The sequence below is a fragment of the Pseudomonas sp. FW305-7 genome (assembly GCF_058786735.1).
Window position 1 is genome coordinate 29,459 of sequence record NZ_JBYSZA010000011.1, and the last position, 12,338, is coordinate 41,796.

Below are 12,338 nucleotides of genomic sequence, written 5' to 3' on the forward strand. Positions count from 1 at the left end.
GACAAGGGCGTGAGCCCGAAACCCTTATTTTTGTGAGCGTAGTTCACGCGGATGTACACGGCAAACAAGTGGCATCGGCACACGCCCAATTCCATACCTATCGGCGCGGTGAGCATTTGGATGATTGTTTTGAACAACTTTTTTTTGAACGTATGCCGTCAGGCTCGCGAAAACCCGGAGCAAACACTGATAGAGTTTTGGCTTCTTGCCGCGATAACCACTTCAAGGCGCCCATTGTTCAGCACACTACGGCCGCCCTGCTTATGAGGTCTCTGATATTTTTTGCAGCGCTCGCACTGGCTGCGGCACTGTTCGTAGGTTATTACGAAAAGATGGAAGATGCCGATCCCGAAAAGGTCTTCTTTCTCAAGAAACACCCGACACTGAAAATGCACTTTGTGAACATTTTTGCGTATGAAAGGGACGACAAGCATTTGTCCGAGCTTGACGACGAAGAGAAGCGCCAGGTTATTGATTACTGCAAATATCGGTTAGGCATTGCCACTGACCTGAAAGATCAGCAAGCGCTGGACGCCTGTAAACAGCGCTAAGAGCGGCAAAATACTCCGGTATACCAAAACCCTGTGGCGAGGGAGCTTGCTCCCGCTGGACTGCGCAGCAGGCCCCCTGCTTTTAAAAAAGAACAGGGCCGCTTCGCGCCCCAGCGGGAGCAAGCTCCCTCGCCACAAGTTTAGTGTTTGTCTTCTCGACTTTGAGTCAAATCAACGCGACGGCGGCACTCGAATATCCCCCGCCCGGCACTGAGTCTTCACACCCTTGCCGCACGCGCCAAACTGCAAATCCTTGCCCATGCATACCCGCACTTCCGACAACTCCGGACCACTGCAAATGACTGCGATGCCATCCGCCGGTATCCCCGGGTTGGCTTTGCGGAACAGATCGGAAATTTCCTGCGCCTCGAAGTAATACGAAGTACTGAACGGTTGCAGCTCTTGAGGAATTTTCACCGCGCCCACGGCTTTATCCGCCGCATCCAGATAACCCATCGCACCGAGGCCGCTGCAGGTGCCGTGCTTCGACCATTCGTGATCGAGCAGCTTCTTGGTCGGGAACAGCGTCAGGCCTTTGCTGCTTTCTGCCGCCGACAGCGTGGTCAGCGGCGGGCAGGATTCCGGCCAGCCACCCTTGGCGTATTGCGGCCACAAACCGTGCAGGACAAAGCCGTAACCCTTGCCGGAACATTGCACGTCGTCCTTGTGGGTGAGGCAAAAAGTCGGCGACCAGGACAACGTCAGCAGGTAGTAATCGAACACCCCCGCCACCGATTCCGCCTGCGCTTTGCTCGACTGCGATTGCCGCGCCGAACTCAGGCCGATACTACCGGCCGTCAGCGCAATCACCGCCAAAATTGTAAACAGCTTTTTCATGTACCCGCTCCTTGGGACGCCTGCGTCCGTGGTTTTCGTTGCTGACCAGACGTGGTCAGCGGTGATTTGGACACGCTTGTGTTGCAGGCGCATGACGCAAGGCAACGCCCTACCCCGTTGAAACGTCTACGATTAACAGGCAGACATCAAACACAGGGATCTGAAATGAGTAAAGCAGACGAACTCGCCGCGAAGCTCAAGCAAACCCGGCACACCCACGCGGACGACATCACCTGCGCGGAACTGGAGATCGATTGCTGGCCGGCGCAGGTCTACGACCTGTACCACCGCATCGAAGCATGGCTGCAACCGGTGACCGAAGTCGGCCTGAAGATTCGACGCAATCCTACGCACATATGCGAAACCTCCCCGGATGGCGAATCCCACGACTACGCCATCGACCAACTGGTCATAGAAGCGAACAACCAAAGCCTGACATTTGATCCCATCGCCCGCTTTACCGAAGATGGCGCCGGACGCGTGCAAATCACCCTGCCAGACAGAAACACTTACCTGCTGCGCACCGTCGATGAACACGGCGAAAGCCATTGGTGGCTGCAGACCGTTGAAACCGGGCAGGAACTGGATGCGATTGCGCTGACGGAAAACAATCTGCTGCAGGTGGTGCAGGAAGGTTTGGGCTTGTAGGCGCACTTCGCCGATAGGGATCAGCGCCGAGAACGTGGTTAACTTCTCGCTCCGATCCCTTTGAAGCCCGACGGACATGACAAAAACCACACTCTTGCTCGGTACTCTGCTGGCCCTGCCCCTGACCTTCAGCGTTCAGGCAGCAGAACAGACCTCACACCTCGACAGCATCCAGCAACAAGGCCAATTGCGCGTCTGCACCACTGGCGACTACAAGCCCTACACCTTCAAACGCGACGACGGTGATTTCGAAGGTATCGACATCGCCATGGCCCGTTCGCTGGCCGACAGCCTCGGCGTCAAAGTCGAATGGGTGCAGACCACCTGGAAAACCCTGATGCCGGACATGCAGGCCGGCAAGTGCGACATCGGCATGGGCGGGATTTCGGTGACGCTGGAGCGGCAGAAAAAGGCCTACTTCAGCAACACCCTCGACACCGACGGCAAAATCCCGCTGGTACGCTGCGCCGATCAGTCCAGGTACCAGACGATTGAACAAATCAACCAGCCCAACGTGCGCCTGGTCGAACCGGCCGGCGGCACCAACGAAGCCTTCGTCCACGCCTTCCTGCCCAAAGCGCAACTGGCCCTGCACGACAACGTGACGATCTTCCAGCAACTGCTCGACAACAAGGCTGACGTGATGATCACCGACGCCTCGGAAGCGCTGTATCAGCAGAAGCTCAAACCCGGCTTGTGCGCGGTCAATCCGCACCAATACATGCAGTACGGCGAGAAGGCTTACCTGCTGCCACGCGATGACATCAGCTGGAAACTCTACGTCGATCAGTGGCTGCACCTGAGCAAGGTCACCGGGAAATATCAGAAAACCCTGAGCGAATGGATTGCGCTGCCTCAGTGAGCTTTTTCAGCGATTCACTGGCCTCGCTGCCCGGCGATAGAGAAAATGGCAGGTTTCTTCAAGCACTATCTGTAAGAACACTGAACCTGTGGCGAGGGGATTTATCCCCGATGGGTCGCGAAGCGCCCCCCTTTCTCAGTGAAGCCACCGAAACTGTGGCGAGGGAGCTTGCTCCCTCGCCACAATTCATCCGTCTACTTCAATCGTCATGCAGCATCCCGGAGCTGTACTGATTGAGACTGCTGCCAATACTGTTCCCGCCGAACTTCAGCGTCGTCGCATTACTACGCCCGTCCAGCGACTGACAATCCGCCGAAAAACAACTGGTCGTCGTCAACCCGCCTGCCCCCGAACAAGCACTCAACACCGACACCGCAGCAGCAATCAACAGCACTTTGACGATATTCAGGCGCATGGCACGATTCCCCTCGGGATAAAAAGCGACGATCTTGTGCCAACATCCTAGGCCTGCCCCACACACCGCAACATGAAACTTTCCTGATCGACAGCGCCGGTTCAGAATCGCCAGACCGCCAGACAAGGACATCCCCATGCAATTCCTCCCCCTCACCGACGCCAGCCCTGCCATCCAGGCCCATGTGCGCACACTTCGCAATCAGGAAGACGTGCGCAAGTTCATGTACACCTCCCATGAAATCACCGAACAGGAACATGCGAACTGGCTGACTTCTTTACAGGGCAATCCACGGCAACAAGTGTTTGTGGTGATCAAGGATGAACAAGCAGTTGGGGTTGTTTCGTTGAACGCGATCAACGAACTGCATAAAACGGCGGACTGGGCGTTTTATCTGGACGTTGGGTTGCAGGGTAAGGGGCTGGGCAGTTTGGTCGAGTTCTGGATGCTCGATTATGCGTTTGATGTGGCGGGGTTGGAGAAGCTGAATTGCGAAGTGCTGGCAGTGAATTCGGCGGTGGTGAAGATGCATCAGAAATTCGGGTTTGAAGTGGAAGGTGTTCGGCGGCAGAACGTGGTCAAGGAAGGCGTTCGGATTGACGTAGTTTTGTTGGGGATTACCAAAGCTGAATGGCAGAACAAGCGCCCGGCGCTGGCCCCTGTTATCGAACGTCTTAATAACGTTTAGCGCATGGACCGCCCGAATTTGCGACGCGAACTGAGCCCAGCCGAGCTCTACAAAATCCGCGACGCCTTGTCCTGGATCTTTGTCGACACCGCCGTGGATTACCCCTACATCGCCAGACAAGTGGAAGGCTACGACCCGGAACAGATCAAAGACATTCTCTACTCAGAAGTCGCCGTCGTCTGCGCTTGGAACATCGCCGGCCCACTGCCGCCGATCTGGACAGGATTCAAAGCCGATGAGTTGAATCAGGACATCGAGGACATGCTGCTGGCGAAGAAAAACAGCTGGATGCGGCGGCAGCTTCACAGACTGCACACCGCTTGGTTGCGGTTTAACTATGGGGATGCGTGGAAAGAGCTTTCGGCGCACCTTAAACATTTGAGCTGAGCCCCCCTAACTCGCAGCCGATGAAATAGCCCGCACACGACACAGTTGATCGAATCGATAACAGTTTTGATCGTCGATCCGCTCGAGAACAGACATTGCGCCTTCGCCATTCACGCCGCGAACCAGCGCTTCATGGGCAAAGGTCGTTTGATCGCGCAAGTCCACAATAGGCTGAAAGGCGAAGGCGAAATCCATATCCGGCACGCCTTTGTTTTTACAGCCCTGACACGCCTCGGGAGCGGAGAATGATTTTGCAAAATAGGTCATGACACCCCCGATAACGGGATAGCAACCTTCCTTGGTTATCAATAAAGAAACTGCTGTTACGGCTAAAGCCCAACGGCGCTGGCGCCGCGGGCTCATCCGCTAATCAGGTGCGGAAATGCGCGGTCATGCGTTGCAAGTCCTGCCCCAGCGACGCCAACTCAATCGTCGCTGCCGCACTTTCTTCGCTGGCGACAGCCGACTGGTCGGCCACATCACGCACACTGACGATGCTGCGATTGATTTCGTCGGCCACGGCGCTTTGCTGCTCGGCTGCGGCAGAGATCTGCAGGCTCATTTCCTGGATCGTACCGATGGACTGGTTGATCTCGGTAATTGCCAATTCGGCTTTCTGCGCCAACACCACCGTATCGAGGGTGCGCTCGCGGCTCGAGGTCATCAGCGTAGAGGCTGCTTGCGTGCGTTGTTGCAGGGTGACGATCAGCGCTTCGATTTCCTTGGTCGAGTCTTGCGTGCGCTGAGCCAGCGAACGCACTTCGTCTGCCACCACGGCAAAACCACGCCCCTGCTCACCGGCCCGCGCCGCTTCGATAGCGGCGTTCAACGCGAGCAAATTGGTCTGCTCCGCGACGGCTTTGATCACATCGATCACTTTGCCGATCTGCTCACTGTCCTGCGACAGCACGTTCATCGCGCCGCCTAACTCTTCAATGGCCACAGCGAGCTCACTGATCTGCACCGTCGCCTGTTTCACCACCGTACTGCCGTGGCGCGCCTGTTGATCAGCCAAGGTCGCGGCAGCGGACGCGTCAGTCGTGTTACGCGCAACTTCCTGCACGGTCGAAGCCATTTCATGCATCGCTGTGGCGACTTGATCCACTTCGCTTTTTTGCTGACGCACACCCGCGCTGGTCTGTTCGCTCATGGCCGAGAGCTTTTCCGCAGAGGTGGAAATATGTGTCACGCCATGGCCGATACCTTGCACCAGCGTATTGAGGTTCTGCGCCATGTCCTGCATCGCATTTTGCAGATCGCCCAACTCATCCTTGCGCGCAGACTTGGCCTGTACCGTCAGGTCGCCTTTGGCAATACGTCGAGCCAGTTCAACTGTCAGCGCCAGCGGCGCAGTGATCTGCCGCGAAATGACCACCGAAGCAATCAGTCCGATCACCAGCGCCAACACGGTCAATACGGCGATCTGAATAAAGGCTGAGTGCTGATCTTCAAGCGCCAGACGCTGCTGGGTGTCCATCAGGCCATTCATGATCTTGTCCATGGCCTTGCTTTCCTGGTCGACCTGCTCGCGCATGTTCTGCTTCTGCTCAAACAGCCCGGCCACTTGCACCAATACTTCGCGATAACGCCGCATGCCGGCGTACGCTTCTTCCAGTTGGCTCGACAGGGCCGTCGGCAGGCTGGTACGCGCCTTGGTGATATCACTCAAGAAGGTATCGATGGTCTCCATCAGCAGGTTTTTGTTCACGTCGTTGGGCACCGCAATGTAACGACGCAGCATCAGGCGAAACAGGGTCATGCCATTGCGCAAGTCGGCCACCGTGCGCAGCTCCCGAACGCGCTCGCCATCGGCAGACGCCAGCGCACTGGTCGTGGCGCCTTCAAGCATGCCGGCAAAAGTTTGCGCGTACTTGTCCGACAGTGCAGTCAGCGGTTTCAGGGCATCCGTGGTCGACTGATCGGCAGCAATCAGCCGCTTGACCTTCTGGTCGTAAGCAACAATCGTGGTTTGCAAAGCCTTCAAGGCTTGCTGGTTCTCAGCGCGGGTCAAGGTGTCCAGCGCCTTGCTCACAAGGCCCTCCAAGACATTCAACTGAGCGTTATAGGATTCAGCGAATGCGGCGTCAGCGGCGGCTTCGTACTGTTTCTCGGACAAACGCATATCTTGCGTAGCGTCATTCAACTTGCCGATAAGGCGCGTCGTACTCAAGCGATCAACCAGCACGCTGTTGCTGTTATAGCCAATAAAGGCAACCGCCAAAACCGCCAGCAAAAGAATGCCGAAACCGGTTCCCAGCTTGCGGGAAACTTTGATGTCACCCAGAAAATTCGATGCTACTGCCATATTCAGCCTCAAACGCCCTGACGTGAAACGCCAGGCACAAAAAATTGATCTCCGGTAACCACAGTCACCGTCCAGACATTCGGGGGTCGTCATCCAAGGCGTAATACGGGACGCTCCAGCTGTCCCGGAAATGCAAAAAGCGATGCTGTTGATGCGTCGAAGAAAAATCCGACGCGAGCATCGGCAGACAAATCCATCACGTCGCAAACGGCGTCTGCACGCGGGATTTATCGATTCAGCAAAGGTGTCTGGAGGGATGCTATAAATTTTACGAAAACTTGTACAACTTTATATTTTTGTATAACCGTTGAACTTTTTGAGCAGCGTGATGACGCATTGCCATCACGATTTATGGCACATCGCTACTGGCGCAAAACGCAGCTGAAAATGCGGATTCAAAAGCCTGGCGACTCAATCCTTTGCCGGCTTGGGAATCGCGATACGACTACCGGTCTTGACCTCGCGCAATGCCAGGCTGGACTGAATGGAAGCAATCCCCACCTGACGCCGGAGCACCTGCTCGATAAAGTCGCTGTAGCTATCAAGATCCTCCGCCAATACCTGCAACACATAATCGGCATCGCCAGTGATCTTGTGACAGGCCACCACCTGCGGCAATTGCGCAATCACTGCCTCGAAGGCGTCAGGCGCGTGATCGGCGTGGGTGGAAAAACGAATGTGCACGAACGCCATGATATCCAGCCCGAGCATTCGCCGATCCAGATTGGCCTGATAGCCCTTGATGACCCCGGCCTCCTCCATGCGCTTGCGCCGCCGCCAGCACGGCGTAAGGCTCAGCGAAAGCCGCTCACTGAGTTCAGCGTTGGAAATACTGGCGTCCTCCTGCAATAACTCAAGAATCGCCAGGTCGGTCTCGTCGAGGCTGATGCGTTTGGATATTTTTTTCTGCATGACGCCATTCCTGAGTAAAAACGCCCGAATAATCGACTGAATCACGAACACAAAGCAAAGAAAGCGCAGCCCGGCCGGAACAGAATATTTGCACTGGCTCACATTAACGGATGCGCAGAATGTTTACAGTTTTCAGTGATTCCCACCGTTTGCACCACGGCACCGAATTGAAAGACGGCGTGCTCAAGCCCTCGTTCGAACAACCGAGTCGCGCCGACACCGTGCACAACCGCGTCAAACAGGTCGGCCTTGGCCAGATCGTCGAACCGCGCGCGTTTGATCGCTCGTGCTACGTCAACGCGCACAGCGAGCGCTACGTCAGTTTTCTGGAAACTGCCTGGAGCGAATGGTGCGCAACCGGTCGCACTCACGACGCCTTGCCACTGGTCTGGCCGGTGCGCGATCTGGCCAACGAGGACGTGCCAACATTCATCGACGGCAAGCTCGGTTTCTATGCCATGGACGCCGGTTCGCCGATCACCGCGACGACCTGGCAAGCGGTGAAAACCAGCGCCGATATCGCCCTCACTGGCCTGGCCCTGCTTGATGAAGGCCACGACAGCGCCTTCGCCCTGTGCCGCCCGCCCGGTCATCACGCCGCGCGCGAATACATGGGCGGTTATTGCTACCTCAACAACGCCGCCATTGCCGCGCAACAAGCCATCACCCAAGGCGCCAAACGTGTCGCGGTGCTGGACGTCGACTTCCATCACGGCAACGGCACGCAAAACATCTTTTACCAGCGCAGCGACGTCATGTTCGTGTCGCTGCACGGCGAACCGGCCGTGTCCTACCCGTATTTCTCCGGGTACAGCCACGAAGTCGGCGCGGGTGTCGGCGAAGGTTACAACCTCAACTATCCCCTGCCGAAAAACACCACTTGGGAGAGTTACCGCAACGCCCTGCTCCACGCCTGCAAAAAACTCCAGCAGTTCGCGCCTGAGATGCTGGTGATTTCCCTCGGTGTCGACACGTTCAAGGACGACCCCATCAGCCACTTCCTGCTGGAAAGCGAGGATTTCATCGGCATCGGTGAACTGATCGCCAGCGTCGGCTGCCCGACCCTGTTCGTCATGGAGGGCGGCTACATGGTCGATGAAATCGGCATCAATGCGGTCAACGTGCTGCATGGTTTCGAGAGCAAACGCAGCTGAGCCAGCCCGCGCTCTACAGCCTTTCAATGTCTGGATCGGAGAACAAAAACATGACGCTTTTTATAGATGTCGATGATGCTGCACGCCTGTTCACCCAAGTCGGTATCCGCCGCGCCCTCCGCGAAATGGCCGGCTACATCGAAGCGGACTACGCACGCTGGGCGCAGTTTGATAAATCGCCGCGCACGGCCAATCACTCGGCAGACGGCGTGATCGAATTGATGCCCACCGACGACGGCCAGCAGTACTCGTTCAAATACGTCAATGGCCACCCGAACAACGGCCAGCAGAATTTGCTCACGGTCATGGCCTTCGGTCTTCTGGCGGAGGTGCAGAGCGGCTACCCCACCCTGCTCAGCGAACTGACCCTGACCACCGCCGTGCGCACCGCCGCAACCTCCGCGTTGGTCGCGCAATCGCTGGCTCGTCCGGGTGCGACTTCGATGGCCCTGATCGGCAATGGTGCGCAAAGTGAGTTTCAGGCACTGGCCTTTCATGAAATGTTGGGCATCAGCGAAATCCGCATCTTCGATATTGATCGAGATGCGTCACTCAAACTGAAGCACAACCTCGCGGCGTTCCCGGACATCGAGGTCATTCTGGCCAGCTCCGTGAAGGACGCGGTCAAGGGTGCGGACATCGTCACCACGGTCACCGCCGACAAAGCCTACGCAACCATTCTGACGCCCGAAATGATCGAGCCCGGCATGCACATCAACGCGGTCGGCGGTGACTGTCCGGGCAAAACCGAACTGCACGCCGACATCCTGCGCAACGCCCGGGTCATCATCGAGTTCGAGCCGCAAACCCGCATTGAAGGCGACATTCAGCAACTGGAAGCCGATTCCCCGGTGATCGAATTCTTCCGGATTGTGCAGGGCGAAGTGGCCGGACGCGAAAACGATACGCAGGTGACGGTGTTCGATTCGGTGGGTTTTGCCCTGGAAGATTTTTCATCACTGCGCTACCTCAACGACCTGGCTCAGGCGCAGCAAATCGGCCAACGCATCCACCTGGTGCCGACGCCGGCCAACATCAAAAACCTTTTCCAACTGCTCGATCCACAACCTGCCAAAACCTCGCGTCTGCGCACCGTCAGCTGATCGGTAATGACCGCCCCCAAAGCCATTTGGCGAGGGGGCCATTGACCCTCCAGGCATCGTTTTGATTAGCCGCTGCCTCTCTAACAAGAACCCTCGACACCTACTTTCTGCCAAAACTCAAAAACATAAAATCAAGAGGTTTTGCAATGAAATCGAACCCTTCCGGGCTGCTTGAACAGCCCGCGCTGCAGCGCACGCTGAGCAATCGTCACATCCAATTAATGGCCATGGGCGGCGCCATCGGGACCGGCCTGTTCATGGGCTCCGGGAAGATCATCGCCCTCTCCGGGACGTCGATCATCCTCATCTACATGATCATCGGACTGTTCGTGTTTTTCGTCATGCGCTCCATGGGCGAAATGCTCCTGTCCAACCTCAACTTCAAAACCTTCGCCGACTTCGCCGGTGCCTACCTCGGCCCGCGCGCGGCGTTCTTCCTCGGCTGGTCGTACTGGCTGAGCTGGAGCGTGGCGGTGATCGGCGACGCCGTCGTGGTCGGTGGATTCTTCCAGTACTGGTTCCCCGACGTACCGGCGTGGATACCCGCCGTCGGCATGCTGGCAACCCTGTTCGCGCTAAACGTGCTGACGGTCAGACTGTTCGGTGAGGTGGAATTCTGGTTCGCGATCATCAAGATCATTGCCGTCGTGACCCTGATCGGCGTCAGCACCGTGCTGATCGCCAGCTCCTTCGTCTCGCCAAGTGGCGTCACCGCGTCCCTGAGTCACCTGGTGGACAAACAGGCTGCGTTCCCTAACGGCTTGTTCGGTTTCTTCGCCGGATTTCAAATGGCGATTTTCTCCTTCGCCGGCACCGAGCTGATCGGCACCGCCGCCGCTGAAACCCGATCGCCGGAGAAAACCCTGCCCAAAGCAATCAACTCCATTCCGCTGCGGATCATCCTGTTCTACGTGCTGGCGCTGACCTGCATTATTGCCGTGACCTCGTGGCAACAGGTCTCCCCCGTCAAGAGCCCCTTCGTCGAACTGTTCCTCGTCGCCGGGTTTCCCGCAGCGGCCGGCATCGTCAACTTCGTGGTCCTGACCTCAGCGGCATCATCGGCCAACAGCGGCGTGTTCTCATCGAGCCGCATGCTGTTCGGGCTGGCCAATCAGGACAACGCTCCGGGTATATTCCGCCGACTGTCGAGCAACAGCGTGCCGCTGCTGAGCCTGGCATTCACCACGCTGTTGATGCTGGTGGGTATATTGGTGCTGTTTATCGTGCCGGAAGTCATGACCGCGTTCACCATCGTCTCCACCGTGTCGGCGATTCTGGTGATTTTCACTTGGTCGACCATTCTTGCGTCGTACATCGCCTATCGGAAAAAACGTCCGGATTTGCATGCGAAGTCGGCTTACAAAATGCCGGGCGGTGTGCCGATGGCTTGGTTTTCGTTGGCGTTTTTGGGGTTCGTGCTGGGATTGCTGGCGTTGCGGCCTGACACGCGGATTGCGCTGATGGTCATGCCGGGGTGGTTTGTCTGGTTGGCGATTGCTTACCAGTTGACGCGGTTGAGGAAGCCGAAATCTGCGGTTGAGTCGGCGAGTCAGTTTGGCTGAATCTGCAGGCGAAAGCCGTCACCTGAAAGTGACGGTTTTTTTTCTTAGTGAAAGACTGTGCCAATCCTCGAACGATCGGATGAAAACCAGATTCCGGTGACTTTGCCAGTAATGTCTTCGACTGCGACCCGGCCCATGAAGCGGCTGTCGTTACTGACATCGCGGTTATCACCGAGCAGATAAACATGATCTTTCTCGACTACCGTCTGCGGCGTTTGCAGATAACGAGGATCCTTTACGCGCTCTGGCGGTGCAAAGAACAGCCCCATGTTTTCACCGTTGCGAATGACCTTACCGTCAACAATCGACAAGGTATCGCCACCCACAGCTGCCACACGTTTGACCGCCTCCGAGCCGTTGTAGCGATAAGTCACAATGTCGCCCACCTGCGGCGCGTCGATGCGCATTTTGGTGACGATATAGTCACCGATCGAAAGGGTCGGAACCATTGAGCCGGAGGGGATGAAGTAAGTCTTGAACCCCAGCGTCGGGCCTCGCAATGGCCCCAAAAGAACCAGCGTGAGAATGACCAGCGCCACCACGTAAAGCACATGGAAACGGGTACTTGGACTCGCCACTGGACTATCGTTTTTGCGCACAGATATCGCTGCTGCCGTGGCCGAGCCGAGTTTCACCAGGACAATAAACGTAGCGAAGACATAAAGGCCTACTGGCGTGGCAGGCACCCCGCAGACACCGAGTAAAATCACCCCCAGATAAAGCAAAGCGGCAACACGCACCGCCCACTTCACCTGACCGGCATACACCAGACCCCAGCCTGCCACCAGGCACGACATCACGAATGCTTGCAGCGGCAGCTTCGGCTTATCAGGAGCAGACATAAATTCTCTTCACGTAAATAGCTGACACTCAAGCGCCCGGCCTATTCAGCCACTAGGGCACTACGGGCAATA

Annotated in this window: 13 protein-coding genes and 2 pseudogenes; 8 read left to right on the forward strand and 7 right to left on the reverse strand. The window is 56.8% G+C overall.

Annotation, left to right across the window (positions count from 1 at the left end):
- The first annotated feature begins 32 nt into the window (after window positions 1-32).
- Window positions 33-551, forward strand: coding sequence for a hypothetical protein (locus AC3WMT_RS15050; protein ID WP_371919334.1), 519 nt, complete (start codon window positions 33-35; stop codon window positions 549-551).
- A gap of 171 nt (window positions 552-722) precedes the next feature.
- Here AC3WMT_RS15050 and AC3WMT_RS15055 read toward each other — a convergent pair whose 3' ends face one another.
- Window positions 723-1,388 (reverse strand): ribonuclease T2, encoded by a 666-nt coding sequence (locus AC3WMT_RS15055; RefSeq protein ID WP_103306320.1) that lies wholly within the window; start codon window positions 1,386-1,388, stop codon window positions 723-725.
- A 165-nt stretch (window positions 1,389-1,553) separates the two neighbouring features.
- Here AC3WMT_RS15055 and AC3WMT_RS15060 point away from each other — a divergent pair, with 165 nt between their 5' ends.
- On the forward strand, window positions 1,554-2,036 hold the full coding sequence (locus tag AC3WMT_RS15060) for a hypothetical protein (protein ID WP_103306321.1): 483 nt from the start codon (window positions 1,554-1,556) through the stop codon (window positions 2,034-2,036).
- Between the two features lie 76 nt (window positions 2,037-2,112).
- The gene (locus AC3WMT_RS15065; RefSeq protein ID WP_103306322.1) at window positions 2,113-2,898 is read left to right on the forward strand and encodes a transporter substrate-binding domain-containing protein; all 786 of its coding nucleotides are present in this window, start codon (window positions 2,113-2,115) and stop codon (window positions 2,896-2,898) included.
- 199 nt (window positions 2,899-3,097) lie between these two features.
- On the opposite strand, the gene AC3WMT_RS15070 is transcribed toward AC3WMT_RS15065, so the two are convergent.
- A complete protein-coding gene (locus AC3WMT_RS15070) occupies window positions 3,098-3,313 on the reverse strand; it encodes a hypothetical protein (protein ID WP_103306323.1) in 216 nt (71 codons plus the stop codon).
- Between the two features lie 136 nt (window positions 3,314-3,449).
- Here AC3WMT_RS15070 and pseH point away from each other — a divergent pair, with 136 nt between their 5' ends.
- Together pseH and AC3WMT_RS15080 are read left to right on the forward strand one after the other, a co-directional pair.
- On the forward strand, window positions 3,450-4,001 hold the full coding sequence (gene pseH, locus AC3WMT_RS15075) for a UDP-4-amino-4,6-dideoxy-N-acetyl-beta-L-altrosamine N-acetyltransferase (RefSeq protein ID WP_103306324.1): 552 nt from the start codon (window positions 3,450-3,452) through the stop codon (window positions 3,999-4,001).
- A 3-nt stretch (window positions 4,002-4,004) separates the two neighbouring features.
- Window positions 4,005-4,388 (forward strand): DUF7079 family protein, encoded by a 384-nt coding sequence (locus tag AC3WMT_RS15080; RefSeq protein ID WP_256583589.1) that lies wholly within the window; start codon window positions 4,005-4,007, stop codon window positions 4,386-4,388.
- 12 nt (window positions 4,389-4,400) lie between these two features.
- On the opposite strand, the pseudogene AC3WMT_RS15085 reads toward AC3WMT_RS15080, so the two are convergent.
- From AC3WMT_RS15085 to AC3WMT_RS15100, 4 genes and pseudogenes are all read right to left on the reverse strand, one after another.
- Window positions 4,401-4,655, reverse strand: a pseudogene (locus AC3WMT_RS15085) (EAL domain-containing protein); the annotation flags it as partial.
- A 103-nt stretch (window positions 4,656-4,758) separates the two neighbouring features.
- Window positions 4,759-5,631 (reverse strand): methyl-accepting chemotaxis protein, encoded by an 873-nt coding sequence (locus AC3WMT_RS15090; RefSeq protein WP_371919336.1) that lies wholly within the window; start codon window positions 5,629-5,631, stop codon window positions 4,759-4,761.
- Window positions 5,617-6,786: pseudogene (locus AC3WMT_RS15095) on the reverse strand (methyl-accepting chemotaxis protein); the annotation flags it as partial. The pseudogene AC3WMT_RS15095 and the gene AC3WMT_RS15090, both read right to left, overlap by 15 nt.
- Before the next feature lie 318 nt (window positions 6,787-7,104).
- Window positions 7,105-7,605: an Lrp/AsnC family transcriptional regulator gene (locus tag AC3WMT_RS15100; protein ID WP_103306326.1), complete on the reverse strand. Its 501-nt coding sequence runs from the start codon at window positions 7,603-7,605 to the stop codon at window positions 7,105-7,107.
- Window positions 7,606-7,724: 119 nt separating this feature from the next.
- Between AC3WMT_RS15100 and AC3WMT_RS15105 the strand changes: the two genes are divergently transcribed.
- The 3 genes from AC3WMT_RS15105 to AC3WMT_RS15115 all read left to right on the forward strand — a co-directional run bounded on the left by AC3WMT_RS15105 (window position 7,725) and on the right by AC3WMT_RS15115 (window position 11,424).
- Complete coding sequence (locus tag AC3WMT_RS15105) at window positions 7,725-8,759, forward strand: histone deacetylase family protein (RefSeq protein ID WP_103306327.1); 1,035 nt, start codon at window positions 7,725-7,727, stop codon at window positions 8,757-8,759.
- 50 nt (window positions 8,760-8,809) lie between these two features.
- Window positions 8,810-9,862, forward strand: coding sequence for an ornithine cyclodeaminase (gene ocd / locus AC3WMT_RS15110; protein WP_103306328.1), 1,053 nt, complete (start codon window positions 8,810-8,812; stop codon window positions 9,860-9,862).
- A gap of 146 nt (window positions 9,863-10,008) precedes the next feature.
- Window positions 10,009-11,424, forward strand: a complete 1,416-nt coding sequence (locus AC3WMT_RS15115) for an amino acid permease (protein ID WP_103306329.1) — start codon at window positions 10,009-10,011, stop codon at window positions 11,422-11,424.
- 44 nt (window positions 11,425-11,468) lie between these two features.
- Here the strand turns inward: AC3WMT_RS15115 and lepB are convergent, their stop codons facing one another.
- Window positions 11,469-12,266, reverse strand: a complete 798-nt coding sequence (lepB, locus tag AC3WMT_RS15120) for a signal peptidase I (RefSeq protein ID WP_103306330.1) — start codon at window positions 12,264-12,266, stop codon at window positions 11,469-11,471.
- Window positions 12,267-12,338: the final 72 nt, after the last annotated feature.